Raw genomic sequence first — 25962 nt, 5'->3', positions numbered from 1 at the left:
AATAAGGAGTTGACCGTGAAAATACTACGCTATTTCGCTTTTTTCCTAGCCCTTGCTGCGACATGGGGTGCGCAGGGTGCCGATAAAGTCAAAGTAGGGATGGTGACGACGCTGTCCGGAGCGGGCGCCGGTCTGGGTGTTGACATACGTGATGGGTTCACGTTGGCACTCAAGCATCTCGATAACAAGTTCGGCAATTTACCGATCGAGGTGATCAGTGGCGACGACCAACAAAATCCGGAGGCAGCCAAACAACTGGTCGATAGGCTGCTAAAAAAAGATAAGGTTGATTTAATGACCGGCATCGTGTTTTCCAATGTGATGCTGGCAGTTGGACCTACCATATTCAATGCCAAAACGTATTACATCAGTACCAATGCAGGGCCGTCGCAATATGCGGGCGAGCAGTGCAATCCGTATTTCTTCAATGTTGCGTGGCAAAACGATAGTCTGCACGAGGCGGTCGGCAAGCAAGTCAACGATAAAGGGTTCAAGAACGTCGTCTTGGTTGCCCCGAATTACCCGGCCGGAAAAGATGCATTGGCCGGCTTCAAGCGCTACTACAAGGGCAAAGTCGCCGACGAAATCTATACCAAGCTCGGGCAACTCGATTACGGAACAGAACTGGCGCAGATCCGTTCCATGAAACCTGATGCGGTTTACATTTTCCTGCCGGGCGGCATGGGGATCAATTTTATCAAGCAATTCGTCGATGCCGGGCTGTCAAAAAGCGCCCAACTTTTTGGTCCCGGCTTTTCCGCCGATGAAGACATTATCAAAGCAGTGGGTGCTCCGATGTTGGGCATGTTTAATGCGTCGCAATGGGGGCATGACATCGATAACCCGCAAAACAAACGCTTTGTGGCGGATTTCGTTAAGGAATACGGCCGGCTGCCATCGCTGTACGCCTCCCAGGGGTATGACGCCGCGTTGCTGATGGATTCCGCGGTACGGGGCGTGAAAGGCAAGATCGAAGACAAGGAAGCCTTGGGCAAGGCGCTGCAGGCCGCCAATTTCAAGTCGGTCCGAGGTGAATTCAAATTCAACCACAACCATTATCCGATCCAGAACTACTACTTGCGCGTGATTGGCAAGGATGGTCAAGGCCGCATCACCAATCGCACTTTGGGAACGGTGTTCTCCAATCATGGCGATGCCTATGCTGCCGCTTGCAAGATGCAATAAGTGTAGGGGGGAGGCTCTCCGGCCGAAAGTCTCGGTCGGAAATTGCTTCAAGACTTTTCACGGAGGAGGTCCTCAGGCAGTTCATCCTAGGGTTTTGGGGAGTGGAACGCATCGACCCAAATAGCTAAAGAGTAAAAATTTAAAAATTGAATCAGTTGGTTAAGCAACGGAACAAGGAGTCGCAATGAAGATCATATGCATCGGTGGTGGTCCCGCCGGCTTGTATTTCAGCCTGTTGATGAAAAAACAAAATCCTGCGCACGACATCACCGTGATCGAGCGCAACCGTCCCTTCGATACCTTTGGCTGGGGGGTGGTGTTTTCCGACCAGACGCTTGGCAACCTGGTGAATGCCGACGAAAAAACCGCGCGCACGATCTTGCAGTCATTCAACCATTGGGATGATATCGACGTGCATTTCAAAGGGCGTACCATCACCTCCGGCGGCCACGGCTTCTGCGGCATCGGGCGCAAACGCCTGCTCAATATCCTGCAAGAGCGCTGCCTGGAACTGGGCGTCAAGCTGGTGTTCGAAACAGAGGTGTCCGACGACCAGAAGGCCGCTGCGGAATACGACGCCGATTTGGTGATCGCTTGTGATGGCCTGAACAGCCGCGTCCGCACGCGCTACGAGACCACTTATCAGCCGGATATCGATACGCGCAAATGCCGCTTTGTCTGGCTCGGCACCAAAAAATTGTTTCCTGCCTTTACTTTTGCGTTTGAACAAACCGAGCATGGCTGGTTTCAGGCCCATGCCTACCAATACGATGGTGATACCGCCACGTTCATCGTCGAGGCTCCCGAAGACGTCTGGCTGAAAGCCGGTATTGACGAAATGAGCCAGGAGGAAGGCATCGCGTTCTGCGAAAAACTGTTCGCCAAGTATCTCGACGGCAATCCCTTGCTGAGCAATGCCCCTCATCTGCGAGGTTCGGCGATCTGGATCAAATTCCCACGGATCGTCTGCAAAGAATGGGTGCATTGGAACGAGATTCAAGGCAAACGCGTACCGGTGGTGCTGATGGGCGATGCTGCGCATACCGCGCATTTTTCGATCGGCTCCGGCACCAAGCTGGCACTGGAAGACGCGATTGAATTGGCGCGCTGCTTCAACAAGCACGGGGACGCCGGTATGGAACAAGTCATGGCCGCTTATCAAGAGGTGCGTGCCATCGAAGTGCTGAAGATTCAAAGCTCGGCGCGCAATTCGACCGAGTGGTTCGAAAACGTCGCGCGCTATGCCGACCTGCCGCCCCAGCAGTTCGCCTACTCGCTCCTGACGCGCAGCCAGCGCATCAGCCACGAGAACCTGCGCGTGCGCGACAAGGGCTACGTCCAGGCCTACGAAGACTGGATCGCCGAGCGTGCCGGTGTGCGGCGCGCGCAGACGCAGCTACCGGTCCCGCCGATGTTCACCCCATTCAAGGTGCGCGGCGTAACGCTGAAGAACCGGGTGGTAGTCTCGCCGATGGCCCAGTATTCAGCCGATGATGGCGTGGCGGGCGATTACCACTTGGTGCATCTGGGGGGCCGCGCGATGGGCGGCGCCGGCCTGGTGTTTGCCGAGATGACCTGCGTGTCGGCTGATGCACGTATCACGCCGGGTTGCCCCGGTCTTTGGAACACGACGCAGCGCGATGGCTGGAAGCGAATCGTCGACTTCGCCCATTCGAACAGCGACGCCAAGATGGCGATCCAGCTCGGCCATGCCGGTGCCAAAGGCTCGACCCGCGTGGCCTGGGAAGGCATCGACCAGCCACTCGAAGAGGGCAACTGGCCGCTGATCTCGGCCTCGCCGCAACAGTACCTCGACGGCGTCAGCGCCTGGTCGCGTGCCATGACGCGCGCCGATATGGACCGTGTGCGCGAGGACTTCGTACGCTCGGCGTGCTGGGCGGCCGAGGCCGGTTTCGACTGGCTGGAGCTGCACTGCGCGCACGGCTACCTGCTGTCCTCGTTCATCTCGCCGCTGACCAATCAGCGCACCGACGAGTGGGGCGGCTCCCTCGAGAACCGGTTGCGCTATCCACTCGAGGTGTTCCGCGCGGTGCGCGGGGTCTGGCCACAGCACTTGCCGATGTCGGTGCGCATCTCGGCGCATGATTGGGTGGAAGGCGGCATCACCGCCGACGACGCGGTGCAGATCGCGCGCGCGTTCAAGGTTGCCGGCGCCGACATGATCGACTGCTCGTCGGGTCAGGTCAGCAAGAAGGAGAAGCCGGTCTACGGTCGGATGTTCCAGACCCCGTTCGCGGACCGCGTGCGGAACGAGGCCGGCGTCGCGACGATTGCGGTGGGCGCGATTTCCGAGGCGGACCATGTGAACAGCATCATCGCTGCCGGTCGCGCCGACCTGTGCGCCATAGCGCGCCCACACCTCGCCAACCCGGCGTGGACGCTGATGGAGGCAGCCAAGATCGGCTACCTCGATCTCGCCTGGCCCAAGCAATATTACGCTGCCAAGGTGCAGCTGGAGCGCAATCTGGAACGCGAGAAGCAACTCGCTGCTGCCAATACCGGTCTGACACCGCAACAGATTGCGGCAAAACTGCTGGAGGGCTGAGGATGTCATCCGATAAAGCGCTGACAGGCAAACACGCGCTCGTGACCGGGGGCGGTCGTGGGATAGGGGCCGCGATTGTGAGTGCGTTGTTGATGCATGGCGCGCGCGTGACGCTGCTGGGACGCAATGCAGAGGTATTGGCCAAGACCGTTCAGGAACACAAGGCGTCAGGTGAGTTGGACTATGTCACGGCGGATATCACCTCGTCGGCGTCAGTAGCGACTGCATTTGCGCGTGCGGTTGAACGTTTTGGTCGCATCGACATTTTAGTCAACAATGCCGGGCAAGCGAGCTCCGCACCATTCGCAAAAACTGATGAGGCCTTGTGGCAGCAAATGCTGTCGGTAAATTTGACCGGAACATTCCACTGCACGCAGGCAGCACTGCCCGCCATGCTAGAGGCGGGGTGGGGCCGTATCGTGAATGTCGTCAGTACCGCCGGTCTGACCGGATACAGCTATGTAGCGGCATACTGCGCAGCCAAGCATGGCGTGATCGGCTTGACGCGTGCGCTGGCGTTGGAGCTGGCGACCAAGGGCATTACCGTCAATGCGGTCTGTCCCGGCTATACGGAGACCGATATCGTCAGCCAGGCGGTCGCCAATATCGTTGCCAAAACACAGCGCAGCGAGGATCAGGCGCGGGCCGAGCTGGCCGCACGCAATCCGCAGAAAAGACTGGTGCAACCCGATGAGGTGGCCAATGCCGTCGCCTGGCTGTGTTTGCCTGGGTCGGCTGCAATGAATGGACAAGCGCTGGCGGTGGCTGGCGGTGAAGTAATGTGAAGGATTAAAAATGACAAAGCAAGTAGCAAAGAAACCAGACCTCAAAATTGCAGGCAAGAGCGACGCCAAAGCGCCTGTGCAGCAACCGGAATCGGCACAAGTATTTGATATGGAAACGCGCTTGACGCAAGACCATCATCAATCCTTGAGGTTGTGGCTGCGTATGCTGTCTTGCACCGCATTGATTGAGGGTGAAATTCGTACCCGTTTGCGTACGGAGTTCGGGATTACCTTGCCGCGCTTCGACTTGATGGCGCAACTGGAGCGTCATCCGGACGGGTTACGCATGGGGGAATTGTCCAAGCGGATGATGGTCACTGGCGGCAATATCACCGGGATTACCGATCAGTTGGAACAGGAAAATCTGGTGATGCGGGTTCCGGATCCAAAGGATCGTCGTGCCTACAGCGTCAAGCTCACTGCGGAAGGACGCCGTGCCTTCAAGCGCATGGCCTCCGTGCATGAGGGCTGGATTGCGGAACAGCTGAGTGGCATCTCCGGGCAGGATAAAGAAAAATTGATCCGGTTGCTGTCGCAAGTGAAGCAGCATTTGAATGAGCCCACCGCCGAAGATCGGGAATAAGGAAGAGAGCCATGCGTTATTTACCAGGTGAACCACAGAACTTGCCCGGCAACAGAGATGCCTTGTCGCGTTATCAGGCACGGCATTTTCGTTTCGATGTGAAGGAGGGCGTAGCAACACTGACTCTCAACCGCCCTGAACGTAAGAATCCGTTGACCTTCGATTCCTATGCGGAGTTGCGTGATCTGTTCCGTAACCTGACCTATGCGGAGGATGTGAAGGCTGTCGTCATCGTCGGTGCCGGCGACAACTTCTGCTCTGGCGGTGACGTGCATGACATCATCGGCCCGCTCACCAAACTCGATATGCCAGGGCTGCTGGCTTTTACGCGCATGACAGGTGATCTGGTGAAGGCGATGCGCGCCTGTCCGCAGCCGGTGATCGCTGCGATAGACGGCATATGCGCAGGTGCAGGTGCCTTGCTGGCATTGGCTTCCGATATCCGCTTTGGTACCGAGCGCAGCAAGACCGCATTCCTGTTCACGCGTGTCGGGTTGGCTGGTTGCGATATGGGCGCGTGCGCGCTATTGCCGCGCGTGATCGGCCAGGGACGCGCGTCAGAGTTACTGTATACGGGGCGCAGCATGGGTGGTGAAGAGGCGGAGCGCTGGGGATTTTTCAACCGTCTTTGCATACCGGAAGCGATGTTGACCGATGCCCAGGTATTTGCATATGAGCTGGCACATGGCCCCACCTTTGCCCATGGGATGACCAAGAAAATGATGCAGCAGGAATGGAATATGGGGGTGGATGAAGCGATCGAGGCGGAGGCGCAAGCGCAAGCCATCTGTATGGCAACCAACGATTTTCATCGTGCGTACCATGCTTTTGTTGCTAAGAAAAAGCCGGTATTTGAAGGCGATTGAGAAAATATCATGACAGATAAAAATTATTTGAACTGGCCCTTTCTTGACCCGCAGCATCGTGCGCTGGAGCATGCACTGGATGCATGGGCGAGCAGGAATATCTCTCAACCGCATGACAAGGATGTGGATGCCGCCTGCCGCCATCTTGTGCGGCAGTTGGGGGATGCCGGCTGGCTTAAACATGCGGTCGGTGGTATCGCTTACGGTGGCAACAGTGACGCCATCGATACACGTGCCGTCTGTCTGATACGCGAGACGCTGGCACGTCATTCCGGTTTAGCGGATTTCGCTTTTGCCATGCAAGGTCTGGGTTCCGGTGCGATCACGCTATTCGGCAGCGAAGCCAATAAGAGGCAATTTCTTCCGCGCGTCGCAAGCGGCGATGCGATCGCGGCGTTTGCCCTGTCCGAGCCGGAAGCAGGTTCGGATGTCGCTGCCATGCAATGTGCGGCGCGACCGGACGGCGATCACTATGTGTTGAATGGTGAAAAAACCTGGATTTCCAATGGCGGCATCGCCGACCTGTATGTGGTGTTCGCTCGTACCGGTGAAGCACTGGGCGCGCGCGGAATTTCTGCCTTCATCGTCGAAGCCGACACGCCGGGGTTCGAGATTGCCGAGCGTATCGACGTGATCGCGCCGCATCCCTTGGCCCGCATCAAGTTTGTGAATTGCCGCGTTCCTGTCGCTCACCGTCTGGGTGAGCCGGGGCAGGGCTTCAAGGTCGCGATGGCGACGCTGGATATTTTCCGCACTTCAGTGGCCGCTGCTGCACTCGGGTTTGCACGACGGGCGCTGGATGAGGCTTTGCAACGCACAACGTCACGCAAGATGTTCGGTCATACCTTGGCGGATTTCCAGCTGACACAGGCCAAATTGGCGCAAATGGCAACAGGTATCGATGCTGCCGCGCTTCTCACTTATCGTGCGGCCTGGCTGCGTGATCAAGGTGAACGCGTCACGAAAGAAGCGGCGATGGCGAAGCTGACAGCGACCGAAACTGCGCAGCAGGTGATCGATGCTGCGGTCCAGATGTTCGGTGGCCTGGGTGTGGTCAGCGAACAACCGGTCGAACGGCTGTATCGAGAGATCCGTTCCTTACGCATCTATGAGGGTGCGAGCGAGGTACAGCAATTGATCATCGCACGCGAATTGTTGCGTGAGGTGACGAGCCCTTCCGTTTGACCAGGCTGGCCTCATGACATCTTCCTTTGACCCTGTTTTCAGGACCAGCATATTGGTGCGCTTTGGAGATTGCGATCCGGCCGGCATCGTCTTTTATCCGCGTTATTTTGAAATGTTCAACAACCTGGTGGAAGACTGGTGCGCGGTGGGCTTGGAGCACAGTTTTCGTGCCTTGCACATGGAGCAAGGCCTGGGCTTGCCGACGGTACACATCGAGACCGATTTTGTCGCTGCCAGTGAACTTGGCGAGACCTTGTGTGCCGAGTTGCAAGTTCGAAAATTTGGCGCTACCTCCATCACTCTAGGCATCCGTTTATTGGGGCCGGACGGCGCAGATCGTGTGCGTTGCACGCTGGTGCTGGTTTTGCTAGATTTGCACAAACGCAGCGCGGTGAGCCTGCCAGAAGCGTTGCGCACCCGTATCGCAAGGTTTTGCGTCACACAGTAACAAACACAGTAAAAAGCACAATGACACACCATAAATCAAGTGAGAAAGGCAACATCATGGACTTCCTGCAACCACAAGGCTGGGCACGCGCCAAAGGGTATTCCAACGGTATCGCTGCCACTGGACGGTGTATTTTTGTCAGTGGCATGATCGGATGGGATAGGGAAGGACAATTCCATACTGAGAATTTTGCCGGTCAGGTACGGCAAGCACTCCTGAATATTGTGGAGGTGCTGGCAGAAGCCAATGCCCTGCCGGAACATATCGTGCGCATGACCTGGTACGTGGTGGACAAAAAAGAATACGTCGCAGCCTACAAGGAAATCGGCATCGCCTATCGAGAAGTCATCGGACGGCATTTCCCGACCATGACGGCAGTGCAGGTAGTCGCGCTGATTGAAGATCAGGCGCGAGTTGAGATCGAAGTGACTGCAGTTGTACCTGCGCTTGTACTTGAATAAGCACGCGCCATGCAGTCTATCCCTATGAACACACCCTCTATCCTGGGTATCGTCGGTGCCGGGGCGATGGGGCGCGGCATCGCACAGATTGCCGCGCTGGCAGGCGTGCAGGTCAAGTTATACGATATGCAAGCTGGCGCGGCCGATAATGCATGTGATGCCATTGCGCTGCAATTGCGCAAATTACAGGAAAAGGGCAAGTTGGCCGAATCCGTGGTGGCTGCCGCCATCAATGGCATAGTGCCGCTCGATTCGCTGGATGGCTTTGCGAACTGCCATATCGTGATTGAGGCTATCGTCGAAAAACTCGACATTAAGCGCGAATTGCTGCGTTGCCTGGAAGTCATTGTCGGGCCTGATTGCATCTTTGCGAGCAATACCTCATCGCTATCGGTGACGGCCATTGCTGCCGCTACCACGCATCCTGAGCGAGTCGCCGGCTTTCATTTCTTCAATCCAGTTCCGTTGATGAAGGTGGTCGAGGTCATTTCCGGTGTACTCACCGCTGAACATGTCGCGCAATCCCTGGTCGACTTTGCCATCAGGATTGGCCATAAGCCGGTGCGCGCCAAGGATACGCCCGGCTTCATTGTCAACCATGCGGGACGGGGCTATCTGACTGAAGCACTACGGATTGTCCAAGAGACCGCAGCAGATTTTTCGCAAGTCGATGAAGTCATGCGCGAGGCCGCCGGATTTCGCTTGGGGCCGTTCGAATTATTGGATTTAACCGCACTCGATGTATCGCATCCAGTGATGGAGTCGATTTACCAGCAGTATTATCAGGAGCCACGTTATCGCCCCAGTGTCATCACTGCGCAACGTCTGAGTGCCGGTTTGCTGGGACGCAAGAGTGGTCGTGGATTCTACAGATATGAGAATGGCACGATGCTCAAAGATCAGGCCAGGCCGGCCGATAGTCAGGTGCATCCATGGTCTGGGACGGTCTGGGTTGCCAGTGCGGATGCCCAAACCACGGCACAACTATCGGCTTTACTGACACGCTGTGGCGCAGTCATTGAAACAGGTGAAAAACCTTCTGCCATGGCGCTCTGTTTGGTTACCCCTCTGGGCGAAGACGTCAGCACCTGTGTGGCGCGCGAAGGGCTTGATGCACAGCGAACGATCGGCATCGACACGCTGACGGATTGCTGTGGGCGTTTGACGCTGATGAGCAATCCGGCGACCGATAAGGCGCTGGCGCAACAGGCACAGGCATTGTTGGCACAGAGCGGACAAGCCGTCACACTAATGCAGGATAGCTACGGTTTTATCGTGCAGCGGGTATTGGCCACCATCGTCAACATCGGTTGCGACATCGTGCAGCAAGGGATCTGCACGCCGGAGGATCTCGATTGCGCGGTTGAGTTAGGCTTGGCTTATCCGCGCGGGCCGCTGGCTTGGGGGGATCATATCGGTGCGCGTCGTGTGCTGATCATATTGAAAAATCTGTATCAATCAACCGGTGACCCGCGTTATCGGGCGAGTCCCTGGTTGATCCGACGTGCGCAATTGGGTTTGTCGTTACGTCATTCACGCAATTGATTTTTAATCATATCAAGTTCACATATTCAGGAGATTCACATGGCACACGCTAAAGCCTCTTTCCACTGGGACGACCCGCTGTTATTGAATACCCAGTTGACCGACGATGAGCGCATGGTGCGCGACGCGGCACAAGCCTATTGTGCAGACAAACTCGCACCACGCGTATTGGAAGCCTTCCGCCACGAGAAGACCGATCCGGCGATCTTTCGCGAGATGGGTGAACTCGGCCTGCTGGGAGCCACGATACCGACAGAGTACGGCGGCTCCGGTCTGAACTACGTTAGTTATGGCTTGATTGCGCGCGAAGTGGAGCGTGTCGATTCCGGTTACCGCTCGATGATGAGTGTGCAATCGTCACTGGTGATGGTGCCGATCAATGAATTCGGTACGGAAGCGCAGAAGCAGAAATATCTACCCAAGCTCGCTTCCGGCGAATGGATAGGTTGCTTCGGCCTGACCGAGCCCAACCACGGCTCCGACCCCGGCAGCATGGAGACGCGGGCGAAAACGGTGTCCGGTGGTTACGCGCTTTCCGGTGCGAAGATGTGGATTACCAATAGCCCGATCGCCGATGTGTTCGTGGTGTGGGGGAAGACCGACGATGGCAAAATCCGCGGCTTCATCCTCGAAAAAGGCTGGAAAGGCTTATCAGCACCGGCCATTCATGGCAAGGTCGGCTTGCGTGCATCGATCACCGGTGAAATTGTGATGGATGAGGTGTTTGTGCCGGAAGAAAATCTGATGCCGCATGTGGAGGGTTTGAAAGGCCCATTCACTTGTCTGAACTCGGCACGCTTCGGCATCGCCTGGGGCGCATTGGGCGCGGCCGAAGACTGCTGGCACCGTGCGCGCCAGTACGTGCTCGACCGCAAGCAGTTCGGCCGGCCGCTGGCGGCAAATCAATTGATCCAGAAAAAACTGGCTGACATGCAAACTGAAATCACGCTGGCGCTGCAAGGCTGCCTGTGTCTTGGTCGCATGAAAGACGCTGGCACTGCAGCGGTAGAAATTACGTCGATGATGAAGCGCAACTCGTGCGGTAAGTCGCTCGAGATCGCACGCACCGCACGTGACATGCTGGGCGGCAATGGCATTTCCGATGAGTTTGGCGTGATCCGTCACATGGTCAACCTGGAAGTCGTCAATACCTATGAAGGCACACATGATGTTCATGCGCTGATCCTGGGCCGCGCACAGACCGGGATCGCCGCGTTTGCCAATTGAGCTGGCGACGGCTCGGATGCAGATTACAGACTTTTCACCGATCATCTTCGGACCGACGGCTGCAATCGATTGAAGCCCCCTTTTGATGCAAATCAACGAATGCAAGTGGTTTGATACAAGACGACGAGCCTTTTGCGACTGATCGACATTGGTACCGTTTTCGTGGAGTGTAAGGAATGTCCAATAATCTACATCCGAGTTTTGAGCGCGATGTATTGATCAGGTTCTCGCATTGCGATCCGGCAGGTATCGTCTTCTTTCCGCAGTACCTCGTCCTGTTCAACCAGCACGTTGAAGACTGGTTCAATCAATGCCTGTGCATGAACTACGCAAAATTCATAGGCCAGCGCAGAATAGGCTTGCTGATCGTCAAGCTCGAATGTGATTTCAAAGCACCGAGCAAAATGGGTGAGAAGGTAATGTTAGGTCTGGGCGTGAGCGAAATTGGCTTGAATTCCTTTTCACTGGAGATGATCTGTCACACCGACAATGAACTGCGTGTCTTCGCCCGTAAAACATTGATGACCACCTCGTTGGATACCAATCAATCGGTTCCCCTTCCACTGGACCTGCAAACTCAGCTCCAGCGATTCGCAATGTTGAACTGACAAAAATATTTCAATGAATATTCTCCAGACTAAATTATTGTCGGCTACGCAAGAACTTCCGATGACAGGTGAAGCATGAATAATGCTTATCTCTACGATGGCTTGCGCACACCCTTTGGTCGCTATGCCGGTGCCCTCTCTCGCATACGTCCAGACGACTTGGCAGCGGGGTTAGCGCAAGCGCTGATTACAAGATCGGATATCGATGGCCATGAGATCGAAGATTTGATTTTAGGTTGCGCCAACCAGGCGGGCGAAGACGCACGTAATGTCGCCAGACACGCCGTACTTGCCTCTGGCTTGCCAATTTCGGTTGGAGGGCAAACCGTCAACCGCTTGTGTGGCAGCGGCCTGGCGGCCGTCATCGATGCCGCACGCGCAATCAAAACAAATGAAGGCGATATATTCCTTGCGGGAGGCGTCGAAAGCATGAGCCGAGCGCCGTTTGTGTTTGCCAAGTCCGACAATCCATTTGGTCGAGATCTGCATCTTTTCGATTCAACCATTGGCTCACGCTTTCCGAACCCGAACATTGTTGCATGCTACGGTGATCCAACTATGCCGCAGACCGCAGACAACATAGCTGTAGACCTTGGTCTTACACGGGACGAAGCGGACCGGTTTGCCGCATCGTCACAATCGAAATTTCATCGCGCAGTCGTCGATGATTTTTTTAACGATGAAATCGCTCCGACCACCGTCGTCACACGTAAAAAGAGAGAGATCATTTTAAAAGATGAACACCCTCGTCCGGAAAGTGATCTTGGCGCTTTAAGCCAGCTAAAGCCTCTTCATATAAGCGGTGTCGTTACCGCTGGCAATGCTTCTGGGATAAATGACGGTGCGGCATTGCTACTGTTAGGAAATGAAGCCAGTGGCAAGCGATTGAAACGCGCGCCGATGGCACGTTTGCTTGCTGCCGCAGTAACGGGAGTCGAACCGCGAGTAATGGGGGTTGGACCGGCCTACGCGATTCCGAAAGCGCTCCAAAGAGCTGGACTGAAACTGTCCGATATGGACGTTATCGAAATTAATGAGGCATTTGCAGTACAAGTGCTGGGTTGTCTAAAACTTCTTGGGCTCGACTTCCATGATTCACGAATCAATCCGAATGGTGGCGCAATTGCAGTTGGTCATCCGCTAGGCGCCTCGGGCGCACGGCTGGTGCTAACGGCTGCGAGACAACTTCACCGGACGGCGGGACGATACGCGGTGGTTAGTTTGTGTATTGGTGTGGGACAAGGGATTGCACTTGTTATCGAGCGGGTTTAGATCGAAAACAACGAATTTTTTGAGTTCTTATTTTAGAGTGTTCTACGGCCTATTGTCTCCATAGGTTGTTTTTCAGGCCTATAAGTTAGGCCTGCTTTTTTTAAATGGAGCGGTTAATGAAAGTCTTGGTCCCAGTCAAACGCGTGGTGGACTACAACGTCAAGGTGCGCGTCAAAACGGACGGCAGCGGCGTGGATATCGCCAACGTCAAAATGTCGATGAATCCGTTCGACGAGATCGCGCTGGAAGAAGCGATGCGCCTGAAAGAGGCCGGCAAGGTCACTGAAGTGGTGGCGGTCTCGTGCGGCGTCACGCAATGCCAGGAAACCCTGCGCACTGCGATGGCGATCGGCGCCGACCGCGCCATCCTGGTCGAGACCGACGCCGAGCTGCAGCCACTGGCGGTCGCCAAGCTGCTCAAAGCGCTGGCCGACAAGGAGCAACCGCAGCTGATCATCCTCGGCAAGCAAGCGATCGACGACGATTGCAACCAGACCGGCCAAATGCTGGCCGCGCTGCTGGGCTGGCCGCAAGCCACCTTCGCCTCGAAAGTGGTGCTGGAAGACGGCAAGGTCACCGTCACTCGGGAAGTCGACGGCGGCCTGGAAACGTTGGCGCTGACGCTGCCGGCCATCATCACCACCGACTTGCGCCTGAACGAGCCGCGTTACGTGACGCTGCCGAACATCATGAAGGCCAAGAAGAAGCCGCTGGACGTCGTCAAGCCAGCCGATCTGGGCGTCGATGTTAGCTCGCGCCTGAAGACGCTGAAAGTGGTCGAGCCACCGAAGCGCAGCGCCGGGATCAAAGTGCCGGATGTCGCGACGCTGGTGTCCAAGCTCAGGAACGAAGCAAAAGTCATTTAACGCTTTCGAACATGGTGAATAAAGCGAGGGACAGGATCAATCAACCAACCAAGCAGCAAGTCAGGGAATGTTTGAGCGAACGCAGGGCCAACCGCGAACCGTTGCCGGATATAGAGCAGATACGGCTTCGGTTGGGCTGGCGATTCTCTGAACAACCGCGGAACATTCGCTGAGTCCGACATAACTTACCAATCAACACAACCGGCGGCTAGGCCTCCATTGCCATCAAATGAGGAACCCATCATGACCGTACTCGTCATCGCTGAACACGACAACGCTTCGTTAAAAGGAAGCACCCTGCATACCGTCACCGCCGCCATCCAATGCGGGGGCGAGGTCCATCTGCTGGTCGCCGGCCACCACTGTGGTGCAGCAGCCGAAGCCGCCGCCCACATCGCCGGCGTCACCAAAGTGCTGGTCGCCGACGCCCCCGCGTTTGCCGACGGCCTGGCCGAAAATGTCGCAGCACAAGTGCTGGCGCTGGCCGGTGGCGCATCTGGACACTACACGCACATCCTGGCGCCGGCCACCGCCTACGGCAAAAACATCCTGCCGCGCGTCGCCGCCAGGCTTGATGTCGGCCAGATCTCGGAAATCACCAAGGTCGATGCACCGGATACCTTCGAGCGCCCGATCTATGCCGGCAACGCGATCGCCACCGTGCAATCGAGCGACGCGGTCAAGGTCATCACCGTGCGGTCCACCGGTTTTGACTCGGCGGCGACCGGCGGTTCTGCCGCCGTGGAAAGTGTCGCTGCGGTAGCCGATGCCGGCCAATCCGTGTTCGTCGAGCGCGAAGTCGCGAAGTCCGACCGCCCGGAACTGACCGCGGCCAAGGTCATCGTCTCCGGTGGCCGCGGCATGGGTTCCGCCGACAACTTCAAGATCCTGGAACCGCTGGCCGACAATCTCGGCGCCGCGATGGGGGCCTCCCGCGCCGCCGTCGATGCCGGCTATGTGCCGAACGACTGGCAAGTTGGCCAGACCGGCAAGATCGTCGCGCCGCAGCTGTATGTCGCGGTCGGCATTTCCGGCGCGATCCAGCACCTGGCCGGGATGAAGGACTCGAAGACCATCGTCGCGATCAATAAGGACCCGGAAGCGCCGATCTTCTCGGTAGCGGACTATGGCATCGTCGGGGATCTGTTTGAGCTGGTGCCGCAACTCGTGGATGAACTCGGATAAATCGATCAGGTTTGCAAGGAGCCCCGCCCATAAAGGTTTCGTCGCAAATTTTCGATAGGATGGTCAACGTGACTACCCTGGCACCAGACATCGTTAGAGCGATCCTTGACGACGACTTGCCGGATCACATCACGCTGTTTGATCTGACCGTCGATCCATCGGCGCTGCGGGAGGAGCAGCGGTTGCCATCAGGGCCAGCAGGATGAAACGCCTGCGCAAACAGGCCGCATATAAGACTGCAACCTCCGTTGACACTTCATGCTGCTAAAACTTGCTTTCCGGGGTTGTCGTACTTTTGGTGCAGATTGACACGGAGCGCGACCAAAAACCGTTGTGCAACAACGAGTTACAAATCACAGCAACTTGAAATTCTATGCAAACTGTAAGTTGTTGATTCGTCGATTAATTTCTGGGCTAACCGTATCAATCTGCACCAAAAGTACGACAACCCCCGGCAGGCGTTCAATCACGGCCACATCGTGCCCTGCGTGGTTCAAAAAACCGGGAGAACGCTGCGCCGGGAATGCCCGCACCCAATGCGATGACTTGCGTGCGCCGTGATTTTCACTGGCTGCAGTGCGCGCTACCCCATCCCGTTTGTAGCGAGAGTGCCGCGTCTATTATCGGGCGAGCATCAGCGCGATTACCACGAACGCCGCAATCCACACGGTTTCCATTACCAGCATGATTACCGGACGCCAGCCTAGCGACACCAGGGATTGAAACGAAGTCTTTACGCCGAGCGCCGAGATGGCAGTCACCAGGCATGCGCGCGATGCATTGCTGATCCAGCCGCCAACGTCGTGCGATATGAATCCCATGCTGTTGGCAATCACCAGCCCGACAAAACCAATCAGGAAAAATGGCACCAACGGCGCTGCATCCAGCTCGGTTTTGCCATCCCTGCTTTTAAAGACGATGGACAGACCCAGCACCACCGGCACCAGACAGGCTACGCGCGTCAGTTTAACGAAGGTCGCGACATCGCCGGTGTGGTTCGATATTATGTAACCGGCGCCGACCACCTGTGCCACGTCATGGATCGTGCCGCCCAGGAAAACCCCGGATTCGGTGGGATCGAGTCCAAACAGTTTTACCAGCAGCGGGTACACAATCATTGCCAAGGTTGACAGGGTAGTGACCCCCACCACCGTCAGGAGCGTGAATTTTTCATTTTCCTTGTTTTGCGGTAAAACAGCGGCAATTGCCAATGCTGCTGATGCGCCGCAAATGGCGACCGCTCCCCCGGATAACAGACCTTCGGTTGCCGGGCGCTTCAACCATTTTGCCAACAGATAACCAAACCCCAGCGTCACCAATAATCCGCAGACGACGATTACCAGTGGCGTGACACCCACCGATGCTATTTGCCCAAAGGTGATGCGCACGCCGAGTAAGGCGACGCCTGTTCTGAGCAAAATTTTGCTGCAAAAATCAATGCCCGGCCGACAATTTGGTTCATCCGACAGAAAGTGAAATGCCAGGCCGAAGAACAGTGCGTAGAGTAATTGCGGACCGCCGTAACTGGCGGAAATGAAGGTTGCCGATATCGCGATGACAATCGCCACTGCCACACCTGGCCAGTTCCGCCGGACAGCATGTGGATGCCAAGTGGAGACGACGGAAGCTAAGTAAGGGATGCGCATAATAAAGACCCACTGGGCGAGCGGACCAACACGCATGCTTTTTCATGCTGTGAGTCAGGTCGATCTTACCGGTTGAGATGCGGAAATTTACTAACCTGAAATACCTCAGCCCTCATGCGCATGACCGCCAGACCCGCGTTTCGCTGTTGCCAGCAGAAAGTCGCGCATCGTTCGCATGCGTCCAACGATCAGGCTTGAGCGCATTTCATAAAAAAACGATACAAATCATATCGTTATTTAATAATATACCAGTAATTGGGAGCGGGAACATGTTTTTTAATGGTTATCGAAACAAATTGTTCCGATAACGCGTTAATTCAATGCTTGTGTGTATGGGAGAGTGGCGATGCCGGACGGGTTCAGGCTGAAAATTGCCTGCTAATACGAGATGATCACTGCGGGCGGATTCGGAAGTGTCGCATATTAGCTAACCCATATCAGATGAGGAGGGAGTATATGCAATAATCGCCATGTTTCCGCATAGTAATTGCGGCCCTTAAAAAATACACGCCCCAGTATTTATCTCACTGTAAAATCTGCCCGAAGGTGATTTTCGGTACGCTACGGCGCAAAACAGCGATTGCAGATCAAGAGCCGCTTAGGCGAGCAGGGCAGGCGGGCTGCCGGCTGCCTATTGCGCCGCGCCCGCCACTGGCGAGGCGGGCGGTCGCAGCCAGGGCTGAAGCCGGGCCGCCGCCGGTGATACGATCCTGCAACTGAAGATGGTCGCTCCAGTCGCAGTACGTATTTCAGTGGCGATCCACCAGCATCATCAGGCTGGAGGTATCCAGATTTCCGCCACCGAGTTTTTGTATTTCCGCATAATACTGGTCGACCAGACTGGTGACGGGCAGCTGGCTGCCGTTGCGTTGCGCCTCTTCCAGGCAGATACCCAGATCCTTGCGCATCAGATCGACTGCGAAGCCAAAGTCGAATTGCGATGCCAGCATGGTTTTCCCCCTGTTTTCCATCTGCCACGATTGCGCCGCTCCTTTGGAGATGGCATCGATCACGCGCTCGCCGTCCAGCCCTGCGTTTTTAGCAAATGCCAAGCCTTCGGCCAGCGCCTGCACCATTCCGGCAATGCAAATCTGGTTCACCATCTTGGTCAGCTGCCCCGATCCGGCGAAGCCCATATGCACCACCGCGCGCGCATAGGACGCGATGATCGGCTCGGCCCGTGCGAATGCCTCTGCATCGCCGCCCACCATCACGGTGAGCTTGCCATTTTCGGCGCCAGCCTGGCCCCCCGATACGGGAGCATCCAGAAAGTGTATGCCCAGCTTGCTGGCCTCCTGGTCTAGCTTGCGCGCCGCCTCGGCAGAGCATGTGGTGTTGTCGATCAAGACGCTGCCCGGGCGCATGCGTGCCAGCGCGCCGTCCGGGCCCAGTGTCACATGGAAGAGATCGGCGTCGTTGCCGACGCAGGTAAACACGAATTCGGCATCTTCCGCTGCCGCTGCCGGCGTGTCCGCGCTGCGCCCCGCATGCGTTGTCAGCCACGACTGCGAACGTGCCGGTGTGCGATTGAATACCGTCACAGCATGACCTCGTGCTGCCAGATGCCCGGCCATGGAAAAGCCCATGACGCCCAATCCAATAAATGCCACTTTTGCCATTTTTAGCCCCTTGTTATTGGTCAATCCAATCTGCCGGTTGAAATTGTGGCATAGATTCCGGTCGGCGCTAGAGCAGTTTTTGTGCGGCCGATACCATCAACGACAAGCCGATTCCAATCAGCACCGCAAAGGCGATGCATTGCATGCTGCGATAGCGCAATGGCGGTGGATAACGTTTGCCCGCTAGCGTAGCCAAGCCCACCACCGGCAATGCGGAAAGACTGAGGGCCACGATTTCCGGGCTGAGTCCGCCCTGGCTGGCGACGAACAGCGTACGGATGCCGGCGGTGACGGCAAACAGGAATATCAGGCTGTAGCGGATGCTGACCAGATCCATCTTCTGGCGATAGAACTGATACACCAGTGGCGGGCCGGCAATGCCGAACATGCCAGAGAATAGACCGCTAAAAAAACCGCTGAAAAAGAAGCTGCCGTTGCTCAAGGGCTGCTCGTCGGGAGTGACTTTCAGCATGACGCTGATGCCGCCATGGATGATGACCAGCCCCAACAGCAGCTTCAGGACATGGGACGCGGAACCGCCCAGATAGTTGAGCAGCAACACGCCCCCGATCACCGACGGCACGATGCCGTAGATCACGGTACGTGCGGTGCGCCAATCGATATGGTGCAGCGTACCGGGCAGCGCGACCGCACAATTGACAAGCGAAAGGAGACTAATGGTGGTCGCTATCGTTGCTACCGGAACCAGTTCCAGGCCGCTTGCCGCGCCCATTACTATCATCCCCAAGCCAAAACCGGTGACGGTCTGGAAATAGGTGGCGACCGCGATCACCGCCAGATACGGGATGAGTATATGCATGTGCATCACGCTACTGCCGTCCGGCGGGCGGCAGTGTTTTTCAATGGTGCACCGTTTGCGCCTGCACCACCGTGACGGCGATGACGTTAAAGATATCCTCGGCGCTGCAACCGCGCGACAGGTCGTTGGCGGGCTTCTTCAAGCCTTGCAGCAATGGTCCAATCGCCACCGCGCCGCCGACGCGCTCGGCCATCTTGTAACCAATATTGCCGGCATCCAGATTCGGAAAAATCAGCACATTGGCTCTGCCCTTGACCGCCGATTCCTTGAGCTTGCGCTGCGCAATTTCAGCCACCAGCGCAGCATCGAGCTGTATGTCGCCATCGATCGCCAGTCCGGGGCGTAGCTCCTTTACCCGCTTGGTTGCGGCGACCACCTTGTCGACCGATGCATGGTGAGCGCTTCCGCTGGTTGAAAACGACAGCATTGCTACCCGCGGTTCTTCCATCAGGAGGTGACGCGCGCTGTCGGCTGCGGCCATGGCGATCTCGGACAGTTCTTCTGCAGTCGGGTCCACCACCAGCGCGCAATCAGAAAAGATCAGGCCACCCGTGAAGGACTGGAAAGGCTCGCAAAACATCATCAAGAAAAAGCTGGAGACCAGTTTGAATGTCGGTTTTACCCCGATAATCTGGATCGCATTGCGCACCACGTCAGCGGTGGTGCGAACGGCGCCGGCGACCGAGCCGTCGGCATAGCCGAGCCGCACCATCAGGTTGGCGTAGCAGAGCGGGTCCAGCACCCTGGCTACGGCTTCTTCCAGAGTCATGCCTTTGGCTTGGCGCAAGGCAAACAACTCCTGGGCAAAATCCGCGGTGTATTCCGAATTGACCGGGTCGAGCAGTTCAATCCGGCTTAGATCGATCCCCTGATCGCTGGCAAGCGCGTGGATCTTGGCGCGATCGCCGACGACCGTGATGTCGGCGATCCCTTCCTGACTGGCGCGTGCCGCCGCTTGTAGCACGCGAGGATCTTCCCCTTCGCACAGTACAATCTTTTTGGGGGTAGTACACGCCTGCTCGATGATGCGGTGAAGGGCTTGCATGAGTGTTTGCTCCTAAGTGAATTTCCAGAAAGCAGGTGGGCTGTCCATGCGGTCCGGCAGCGACAGGAATAGGCAGTGCAGCCACTGGTAAAAAAATTGCCGGAACCGTTCAGTGCGATTTGCACCTCGGCTCCGGCAATCAACGCCTCATGAGGACGTACGGGGATGTACACATTACCGATTAGTGCATTTCAGCATGCAATTTTCAGACATAGTCCTTGTATTTTTCCAGCAGGCGGACCGGCTTGGAGAGGGCGTCGCGGCGGAACGGATCGCCCAGCTCGCGGGTGCACATGATCTCGATGATGGTGGTCTTGCCCTGGTTCATCTGCAGGTCGATCGCTTTCTTGAGCGCCGGTCCGACGTCTTCCAGCTTGTCCACCACGATGCCCTCGGCCCCCATCGCTTTCGCAATCCCGGCAAAGCTCTGGTTCTCCAGTTCGCCGGCCACGAAGCGGCGGTTATAGAAGTCCACCTGGTTCTTCTTCTCCGCACCCCACTGCAGGTCATGGTTTCCATCAGGCTCATGCCCCAGGCGCCATCACCGGCATACGACACCGCCGGACGGTGCGGTGCCGCCACCTTGGCGCCGATAATGGTCGGGAACGCATAGCCGCAATTGCCAAAGCTCATCGCCGCAAAGAAGCTGCGCGGCTTCTCGAAGCGCAGGTAACTGTTGGCCACCGAGTTGATGTTGCCGATATCGGTCGATACCATCACATCGTCCGGCATCGCCTTTTCCAGTTCGCGCAACACCTGGCGCGGATGCAGGTAGGTGCCGCCGAACGGCGTTTTTTCCTGCTTCTGCTCTTCGATCATGTCCAGGCTGAACGGATCCTTCTCGTGGGTCCAGCCATCGAGCTCCTTCTCCCAGGCATCCTTCTCGGCCTGGATCGTCGCTGCCCGCGCGGCACGGGTGGCGTCGCACGCCAGCGTCTTGCCGGCCAGGCGCTGGGTCAGCGCCGTCGCGGCCGCCTTGGCGTCGCCGCAGATACCGACCGAGATCTTCTTGACCAGGCCCAGCATCTTGTGATCGGCATCGATCTGGATGATCTTGGCATTCTTCGGCCAGTAATCCATGCCGTGTTGCGGCAAGGTACCGAAAGGCCCCAGGCGCGAACCGAGCGCGATCACCACGTCGGCCTGCGCCATCAGCTTCATGGCCGCCTTGGACCCCTGGTAACCGAGCGGGCCGGTCCACAGCGGGTGGCTGGCCGGGAACGAATCGTTGTGCAAATAACTGTTGACGACCGGTGCGCCCAGGCGCTCGGCCAGGGCCTTGCATTCTTCGATCGCATCGCCCATCACCACGCCGCCGCCGGAGATGATGACCGGGAACTTGGCGTCCGCCAGCAGTGCGGCGGCATCGTCGAGGCTCTTCTCGCCGCCCGGGCCACGGTCCAGACGGCTCGGCTGCGGGATCTCGGCCTTGATTTCACCGTAGAAGTAGTCGCGCGGGATATTCAACTGGGTCGGGCCCATTTCCGACATCGCGCGGTCAAAGCAGCGGCCGGTGAACTCGGCCATGCGGGCCGGGTTGGTCACATGCCCCTGGTATTTGGTGAACTCTTCGAACATCGGCAACTGGTTCGCTTCCTGGAAACCGCCCAGGCCCATGCCCATGGTGCCGGTCTCCGGGGTGATGATGACTACCGGGCTGTGGGCCCAGTACGCGGCGGCAATGGCGGTGACGCAATTGCTGATGCCGGGGCCGTTCTGGCCGATCACCACGCCATGGCGCCCGGACACGCGCGCGTAGCCGTCCGCCATGTGGCCGCCACCCTGTTCGTGCACCACCGGAATCAGGCGAATGCCGGCCGGCGCAAAAATATCCATCGCATCCATGAAGGCCGACCCCATGATGCCGAACATGTCGGTCACGCCGTTGGCCACCAGGGTTTCCACCATCGCTTCGGACGGGGTCATCTTCTGCAGGCCAACGGTTACCGTGCGATTCGCCCCTTGTACATGATCGGTCATAATATTTTGTCTCCTGATGTGATAGAGTTATTGAAAATGGTACGGTGAGTTCCAATATTTAAGATAGATTACAATTTACGACCTGATAAATCAAATGTCAACTGAATTCTCAAAATATCGGTACAATTTGAAGTTGAAAATGAAATATCCACATATTGGAACATTATGAATGCGATGCCTGAACATATTCCGAAGCACGACAAGATTGATGGTGATACGCCGACCATGCGGCTGTTCTCGCTGCTGGAAGTGATCGCTGAAAAGGATCAGACTTTCTCGCTCCAGGGGCTGGTCGAGGAGACCGGTTTGCCCAAGCCGACCTTGCACCGGATGCTGCAACAGCTGGAAAGCGTGGGTGTACTCCACAGGGAAGGTGACGGCCGCCATTACAGTACCGGCGTGCGCCTGCGCCGTTTGGCGTCGAACTTGCTAATCAATAACACTTACCACGGCGCGCGTCATGCCGTACTGCGTCACTTGGTGGAAGAGGTGGGCGAGAGTTGCAATCTCACCGCATTTACAGGTAGTGAAGTGGTGTATCTGGATCGGATGGAAACAGCTGCGCCATTGCGTTTTTACTTGCATTCCGGATCCCGGGTCCCGGCACATTGCTCATCCAGCGGCAAGCTGTTTCTAGCCCAGATGAGCCCGGCGCAGCGGCGCCGCCTGCTGGCGCATATGCCGCTGACCAAATACACCAGCAAGACGGAAGACGATCCCATCAAGCTGGAGCAGGAACTGGAAATTGTGCGGCGCAACGGCTATGCAATCGATGATGAGGAATTCCTGCCTGGTTTGCTGTGCGTGGCGGTACTGGTGCCTTCCGCCACCGGTCGCTCCAATCTGGCAGTTGCGATACAGGCGCCGATCATGCGCCTGACGCATGAAAAGGCATTGCATTTTCTGCCTGCATTGCAGCGGGCAGCCCAGGCGCTCGCTGCGATTGAAGCCGATACCTTACCGCCATCGGATGACAAGCCATAGACTTCAGACCATACAGGATCAAGACGTGCCGATATTTCCCCATTTATTTCCCCATTTGTTCACTCTGTGCGCGCAAACCTTGCCGGCACCGCACAAGACAGATCGCCATTTCCGGATCGATGTCACGCAATTTGCACCGGTGGCGCGCGCTTCGCTGCTCGACGGGAGCTTATCGTGACAGAGCTGACGCATCTGAAGCCGGATCACATGGTGTCGATTCGAACGCTATTCGGTATCGACTCGGATCTGATGGTGCCGGCATTTCGCGAGCGCGATGATCATGTGCCGGATATCGATGGCGCTTATCGTTTCAATGCCGACGTCACGCTGGCAATTCTGGCCGGCTTTACCCGTAACCGCCGGGTGATGGTGCAGGGACTGCACGGAACCGGCAAATCGACGCACATCGAGCAGGTTGCCGCGCGCCTTAACTGGCCATGTGTCAGAGTCAATCTGGACGGGCATATCAGTCGCCTCGACCTGGTCGGGAAAGACACCATCGTCCTACGCGAGGAAAAACAAATCACCGAGTTTCAGGAGGGCATCGTGCCGTGGGCGCTGCAACGCCCGCTGGCGCTGATCTTCGATGAATACGACGCGGGCCGGCCCGACGTGATGTTCGTGATCCAGCGCATCCTGGAAAGAGATGGCAAGTTCACCCTGCTCGACCAGAATAGAGTGATCCATCCACACCCATTTTTCCGGCTTTTTGCTACCTCCAATACCGTTGGCCTGGGCAATCTCAATGGCATGTATCACGGCACCCAGGCCCTGAATCACGCCCAGATCGATCGCTGGAATATCGTGGCATCGCTGAACTACTTGCCCGCCACCGAAGAGGTCGCGATCGTACAGGCGCGCGTGCCGAGTTTGGGCAATGAACAGGGACGCAAGCTGGTCGCATCAATGGTGGCTGTCGCCGAACTCACCCGCAAGGGTTTTGCTGCCGGCGACTTGTCTTGCCTGATGTCGCCCCGGACTGTGATCACCTGGGCCGAGAATTGCGAGATATTCCCCGATACCGGCTTGGCGTTCCGGCTCTCCTTTCTCAATAAGTGCGATGAGGCCGAGCGTACTATTGTCGCTGAGTACTTTCAACGTTGCTTCGGCGAAGAATTAACGGAATCACACCTGAGCGAGCTCCGAGGCGCATAGTGATGAGCACGGCCCATGACAGGACGCGCCAGCAGCAGAAAGTCGAAGACCTTTGCGCTGCCATCATTCGCGCGCTGAGCGGAGAGGCGGACGTTCATTACCGGGGGCAGCGTCTGCATAAAGGGCAACGACAATTCCCGGTGCATGCGCCACACCTCCAACCCGACCCGGAACAGGACGATTTTTCCTCGTTTCGGGGTACCGCAGACAGCATCGCGTTGCGATTGCAATACACCGACCCGGTGCTGCATCGCCAATTCTGTCCCACCGATCCGGTCGAACGGCTGGTGTTCGAATTGCTGGAGCAATTACGCGTGGAAACCATGGTGCCCCAGACCATGCCGGGAATGACACAGAACCTGCACCATCGGTTTTCTGCCTGGTCGCATGCATTCCATCAGTCCGGCCTGACCGACAGCGCTTCCGGCATCCTGCTGTATACCGTTTTCCAGATCTGCTGGTCGCGCCTCACTGGCCAACCGGTCCTTGAAAAAACCGAAGACCTGATCGAGAGCACCCGTGCCGCGATCGCGCCCATGTTGGGCAAGGATCTGCTGGGCATACGTCGCAATTGCGGCGATCAGTCGGCCTACGCGCGCCACGCGCGCTCGATCGCCGGCATTGTCGGCGAGATGATTCGTTCTGCCGACACCGAACAGGGCGACAACCAAAAATCCAGCGAGGGCGACGACGCCAAGTCTGCATTCAGGCTGCTGCTGCACTTTGACAGTGACGAAAGCGACACCATTGCCGTCGCGGCTACCGGCCAAAGCAAGGTGCTGGACGATGCGGAACACGGTTATGCGGTCTTTTCGACCCAATACGATCGGCAGGCAGAGGCTGGCTCACTAGTACGCAAGGCGCTGTTACGGGAATACCGGGACCGAATCGACCATCGCATTTCCGAACTGGGCATCAACATTCCGCGCCTGGCGCGCCGCTTGATGATATTGCTGGCCGTGCCGCAACGCGACGGCTGGTCATTTGGCGAAGAAGATGGTTATATCGATGGCCGTCGTCTGGCGCAGCTCATCACTTCGCCGGCCGAACGCCGCCTGTTTCGTCAGGAGCAGCACAAGCCCGATGCCGACTGCCTGGTCAGCTTTCTGGTCGACTGCTCAGGCTCGATGAAGACACACGCGGAATCAATCACCATCCTGATCGATGTTATGGTGCGTGCGCTGGAACAGGCCGGGGTCAGCAGTGAAGTGCTGGGCTTTACCACCGGCGCGTGGAACGGCGGCCGGGTCCAGCGCGACTGGATGCGTGCCAGATCCCCCAAAAATCCGGGCCGGCTCAATGAATTGCTGCACATGGTATTCAAGAGTGCAGACCAGACATGGCGGCGTGCCCGGCCCGATATTACGGCGCTCTTGAAAGCCGACTTGTATCGCGAGGGCATCGACGGCGAGGCGGTCGACTGGGCCTGCAGGCGCTTGCAACTGCGTAACGAAAAAAGACGGATTCTGGTCGTCATTTCCGACGGCTGCCCGATGGATAGCGCAACCAACCTGGCAAATGACGAGTTCTATCTTGCCAATCATTTGAAACAAGTGGTGGCGCGTCAGGAACACCGCGGTGAGGTGGAGATTTGCGGACTAGGTGTTGGCCTCGATCTCAGCACGTATTACAGCCGCAGCCTGGCCACCGATCTTCCGCACTCGCTTAACAATGCGCTATTGCTTGAGATCGCGCAGTTGATCGGTGCCCGTGGTCGTCAGTAAGGCGCCAACTATGCCCGCTCTGACCAGTGGGGCGGCCATATATGTTGCGCGCCTATCCAGAACACGAGTTGACGCTGCCGATCAGCGTCGTGTGTTCTATGGAGGCGCCGCCCAGCAGCGCCTGCTCGGTGACCGCCAGCAGCTTCAGCGTGTCGTCCCAGTCCGGCGTGACAATATACAGTCCGTTCATCGTTACTCCTTCCATGG

Annotated in this window: 22 protein-coding genes and 2 pseudogenes; 18 read left to right on the top strand and 6 right to left on the bottom strand. The window is 57.1% G+C overall.

The window, feature by feature from the left end; all coding sequences use genetic code 11:
- The first annotated feature begins 15 nt into the window (after positions 1 to 15).
- From ACFOFO_RS02315 to ACFOFO_RS02245, 15 genes are all read left to right on the top strand, one after another.
- Positions 16 to 1185 carry an ABC transporter substrate-binding protein gene (locus tag ACFOFO_RS02315; RefSeq protein WP_390322893.1) on the top strand — a complete coding sequence of 390 codons (1170 nt, stop codon included), beginning with the start codon at positions 16 to 18 and terminating at the stop codon, positions 1183 to 1185.
- A gap of 184 nt (positions 1186 to 1369) precedes the next feature.
- Entirely contained in the window at positions 1370 to 3751 is a 2382-nt protein-coding gene (locus ACFOFO_RS02310; RefSeq protein WP_390330734.1) for a bifunctional salicylyl-CoA 5-hydroxylase/oxidoreductase, read from the top strand.
- Positions 3752 to 3753: 2 nt separating this feature from the next.
- The gene (locus ACFOFO_RS02305; protein ID WP_390330733.1) at positions 3754 to 4536 is read left to right on the top strand and encodes an SDR family NAD(P)-dependent oxidoreductase; all 783 of its coding nucleotides are present in this window, start codon (positions 3754 to 3756) and stop codon (positions 4534 to 4536) included.
- 10 nt (positions 4537 to 4546) lie between these two features.
- Positions 4547 to 5119: a MarR family winged helix-turn-helix transcriptional regulator gene (locus tag ACFOFO_RS02300; RefSeq protein ID WP_390322894.1), complete on the top strand. Its 573-nt coding sequence runs from the start codon at positions 4547 to 4549 to the stop codon at positions 5117 to 5119.
- Positions 5120 to 5130: 11 nt separating this feature from the next.
- Positions 5131 to 5985, top strand: a complete 855-nt coding sequence (locus tag ACFOFO_RS02295; protein ID WP_390330731.1) for an enoyl-CoA hydratase family protein — start codon at positions 5131 to 5133, stop codon at positions 5983 to 5985.
- Between the two features lie 9 nt (positions 5986 to 5994).
- Positions 5995 to 7170, top strand: coding sequence for an acyl-CoA dehydrogenase family protein (locus tag ACFOFO_RS02290; RefSeq protein WP_390322895.1), 1176 nt, complete (start codon positions 5995 to 5997; stop codon positions 7168 to 7170).
- 13 nt (positions 7171 to 7183) lie between these two features.
- Positions 7184 to 7618: an acyl-CoA thioesterase gene (locus tag ACFOFO_RS02285; RefSeq protein WP_390330729.1), complete on the top strand. Its 435-nt coding sequence runs from the start codon at positions 7184 to 7186 to the stop codon at positions 7616 to 7618.
- Positions 7619 to 7674: 56 nt separating this feature from the next.
- Complete coding sequence (locus ACFOFO_RS02280; RefSeq protein WP_390322896.1) at positions 7675 to 8079, top strand: RidA family protein; 405 nt, start codon at positions 7675 to 7677, stop codon at positions 8077 to 8079.
- Between the two features lie 24 nt (positions 8080 to 8103).
- Positions 8104 to 9624 (top strand): 3-hydroxyacyl-CoA dehydrogenase, encoded by a 1521-nt coding sequence (locus ACFOFO_RS02275; RefSeq protein WP_390330727.1) that lies wholly within the window; start codon positions 8104 to 8106, stop codon positions 9622 to 9624.
- A gap of 39 nt (positions 9625 to 9663) precedes the next feature.
- The gene (locus tag ACFOFO_RS02270; protein WP_390330726.1) at positions 9664 to 10851 is read left to right on the top strand and encodes an acyl-CoA dehydrogenase; all 1188 of its coding nucleotides are present in this window, start codon (positions 9664 to 9666) and stop codon (positions 10849 to 10851) included.
- A gap of 176 nt (positions 10852 to 11027) precedes the next feature.
- A complete protein-coding gene (locus ACFOFO_RS02265; RefSeq protein WP_390330724.1) occupies positions 11028 to 11459 on the top strand; it encodes an acyl-CoA thioesterase in 432 nt (143 codons plus the stop codon).
- Between the two features lie 75 nt (positions 11460 to 11534).
- Positions 11535 to 12731, top strand: a complete 1197-nt coding sequence (locus ACFOFO_RS02260; protein WP_390322898.1) for a 3-oxoadipyl-CoA thiolase — start codon at positions 11535 to 11537, stop codon at positions 12729 to 12731.
- Between the two features lie 116 nt (positions 12732 to 12847).
- The gene (locus tag ACFOFO_RS02255) at positions 12848 to 13597 is read left to right on the top strand and encodes an electron transfer flavoprotein subunit beta/FixA family protein (RefSeq protein ID WP_390322899.1); all 750 of its coding nucleotides are present in this window, start codon (positions 12848 to 12850) and stop codon (positions 13595 to 13597) included.
- A 243-nt stretch (positions 13598 to 13840) separates the two neighbouring features.
- On the top strand, positions 13841 to 14782 hold the full coding sequence (locus tag ACFOFO_RS02250) for an electron transfer flavoprotein subunit alpha/FixB family protein (RefSeq protein ID WP_390322900.1): 942 nt from the start codon (positions 13841 to 13843) through the stop codon (positions 14780 to 14782).
- 68 nt (positions 14783 to 14850) lie between these two features.
- Positions 14851 to 14988 carry a hypothetical protein gene (locus tag ACFOFO_RS02245; RefSeq protein ID WP_390322901.1) on the top strand — a complete coding sequence of 46 codons (138 nt, stop codon included), beginning with the start codon at positions 14851 to 14853 and terminating at the stop codon, positions 14986 to 14988.
- A 414-nt stretch (positions 14989 to 15402) separates the two neighbouring features.
- Here the strand turns inward: ACFOFO_RS02245 and ACFOFO_RS02240 are convergent, their stop codons facing one another.
- From ACFOFO_RS02240 to xsc, 5 genes and pseudogenes are all read right to left on the bottom strand, one after another.
- On the bottom strand, positions 15403 to 16350 hold the full coding sequence (locus tag ACFOFO_RS02240) for a YeiH family protein (RefSeq protein ID WP_390330722.1): 948 nt from the start codon (positions 16348 to 16350) through the stop codon (positions 15403 to 15405).
- 827 nt (positions 16351 to 17177) lie between these two features.
- Positions 17178 to 18047 (bottom strand): NAD(P)-dependent oxidoreductase, encoded by an 870-nt coding sequence (locus ACFOFO_RS02235; protein ID WP_390330721.1) that lies wholly within the window; start codon positions 18045 to 18047, stop codon positions 17178 to 17180.
- A 67-nt stretch (positions 18048 to 18114) separates the two neighbouring features.
- On the bottom strand, positions 18115 to 18873 hold the full coding sequence (locus tag ACFOFO_RS02230; RefSeq protein ID WP_390322903.1) for a TSUP family transporter: 759 nt from the start codon (positions 18871 to 18873) through the stop codon (positions 18115 to 18117).
- Between the two features lie 34 nt (positions 18874 to 18907).
- On the bottom strand, positions 18908 to 19912 hold the full coding sequence (pta, locus tag ACFOFO_RS02225) for a phosphate acetyltransferase (RefSeq protein ID WP_390322904.1): 1005 nt from the start codon (positions 19910 to 19912) through the stop codon (positions 18908 to 18910).
- Positions 19913 to 20117: 205 nt separating this feature from the next.
- A pseudogene (gene xsc, locus ACFOFO_RS02220) lies at positions 20118 to 21892 on the bottom strand (sulfoacetaldehyde acetyltransferase).
- 165 nt (positions 21893 to 22057) lie between these two features.
- Here xsc and ACFOFO_RS02215 point away from each other — a divergent pair.
- The 3 genes from ACFOFO_RS02215 to ACFOFO_RS02205 all read left to right on the top strand — a co-directional run bounded on the left by ACFOFO_RS02215 (position 22058) and on the right by ACFOFO_RS02205 (position 25755).
- A complete protein-coding gene (locus ACFOFO_RS02215) occupies positions 22058 to 22876 on the top strand; it encodes an IclR family transcriptional regulator (RefSeq protein WP_390330719.1) in 819 nt (272 codons plus the stop codon).
- A 174-nt stretch (positions 22877 to 23050) separates the two neighbouring features.
- Positions 23051 to 24031, top strand: coding sequence for an AAA family ATPase (locus ACFOFO_RS02210; RefSeq protein WP_390330718.1), 981 nt, complete (start codon positions 23051 to 23053; stop codon positions 24029 to 24031).
- 2 nt (positions 24032 to 24033) lie between these two features.
- Positions 24034 to 25755, top strand: coding sequence for a cobaltochelatase CobT-related protein (locus tag ACFOFO_RS02205; protein ID WP_390330716.1), 1722 nt, complete (start codon positions 24034 to 24036; stop codon positions 25753 to 25755).
- Between the two features lie 97 nt (positions 25756 to 25852).
- Here the strand turns inward: ACFOFO_RS02205 and ACFOFO_RS02200 are convergent.
- Positions 25853 to 25945, bottom strand: a pseudogene (locus tag ACFOFO_RS02200) (thiamine phosphate synthase); the annotation flags it as partial.
- Positions 25946 to 25962 lie beyond the last annotated feature (17 nt).

The organism is Pseudundibacterium arcticum (assembly GCF_042646465.1).
In the GTDB taxonomy this organism is placed as follows: Bacteria; Pseudomonadota; Gammaproteobacteria; order Burkholderiales; family Burkholderiaceae_D; genus Undibacterium_A; species Undibacterium_A arcticum.
This window is presented reverse-complemented; position numbering and strand designations above follow the sequence as displayed.

Coding starts and splice junctions, on each gene's coding strand:
- ACFOFO_RS02305 (WP_390330733.1), top strand. CDS start 3,754: ATGTCATCCGATAAAGCGCTGACAGGCAAACACGCGCTCGTGACCGGG.
- ACFOFO_RS02290 (WP_390322895.1), top strand. CDS start 5,995: ATGACAGATAAAAATTATTTGAACTGGCCCTTTCTTGACCCGCAGCAT.
- ACFOFO_RS02270 (WP_390330726.1), top strand. CDS start 9,664: ATGGCACACGCTAAAGCCTCTTTCCACTGGGACGACCCGCTGTTATTG.
- ACFOFO_RS02295 (WP_390330731.1), top strand. CDS start 5,131: ATGCGTTATTTACCAGGTGAACCACAGAACTTGCCCGGCAACAGAGAT.
- ACFOFO_RS02205 (WP_390330716.1), top strand. CDS start 24,034: ATGAGCACGGCCCATGACAGGACGCGCCAGCAGCAGAAAGTCGAAGAC.
- ACFOFO_RS02230 (WP_390322903.1), bottom strand. CDS start 18,873: ATGCACATGCATATACTCATCCCGTATCTGGCGGTGATCGCGGTCGCC.
- ACFOFO_RS02215 (WP_390330719.1), top strand. CDS start 22,058: ATGAATGCGATGCCTGAACATATTCCGAAGCACGACAAGATTGATGGT.
- ACFOFO_RS02285 (WP_390330729.1), top strand. CDS start 7,184: ATGACATCTTCCTTTGACCCTGTTTTCAGGACCAGCATATTGGTGCGC.
- ACFOFO_RS02250 (WP_390322900.1), top strand. CDS start 13,841: ATGACCGTACTCGTCATCGCTGAACACGACAACGCTTCGTTAAAAGGA.
- ACFOFO_RS02300 (WP_390322894.1), top strand. CDS start 4,547: ATGACAAAGCAAGTAGCAAAGAAACCAGACCTCAAAATTGCAGGCAAG.
- ACFOFO_RS02235 (WP_390330721.1), bottom strand. CDS start 18,047: ATGGCAAAAGTGGCATTTATTGGATTGGGCGTCATGGGCTTTTCCATG.
- pta (WP_390322904.1), bottom strand. CDS start 19,912: ATGCAAGCCCTTCACCGCATCATCGAGCAGGCGTGTACTACCCCCAAA.
- ACFOFO_RS02280 (WP_390322896.1), top strand. CDS start 7,675: ATGGACTTCCTGCAACCACAAGGCTGGGCACGCGCCAAAGGGTATTCC.
- ACFOFO_RS02255 (WP_390322899.1), top strand. CDS start 12,848: ATGAAAGTCTTGGTCCCAGTCAAACGCGTGGTGGACTACAACGTCAAG.
- ACFOFO_RS02260 (WP_390322898.1), top strand. CDS start 11,535: ATGAATAATGCTTATCTCTACGATGGCTTGCGCACACCCTTTGGTCGC.
- ACFOFO_RS02275 (WP_390330727.1), top strand. CDS start 8,104: ATGAACACACCCTCTATCCTGGGTATCGTCGGTGCCGGGGCGATGGGG.
- ACFOFO_RS02310 (WP_390330734.1), top strand. CDS start 1,370: ATGAAGATCATATGCATCGGTGGTGGTCCCGCCGGCTTGTATTTCAGC.
- ACFOFO_RS02265 (WP_390330724.1), top strand. CDS start 11,028: ATGTCCAATAATCTACATCCGAGTTTTGAGCGCGATGTATTGATCAGG.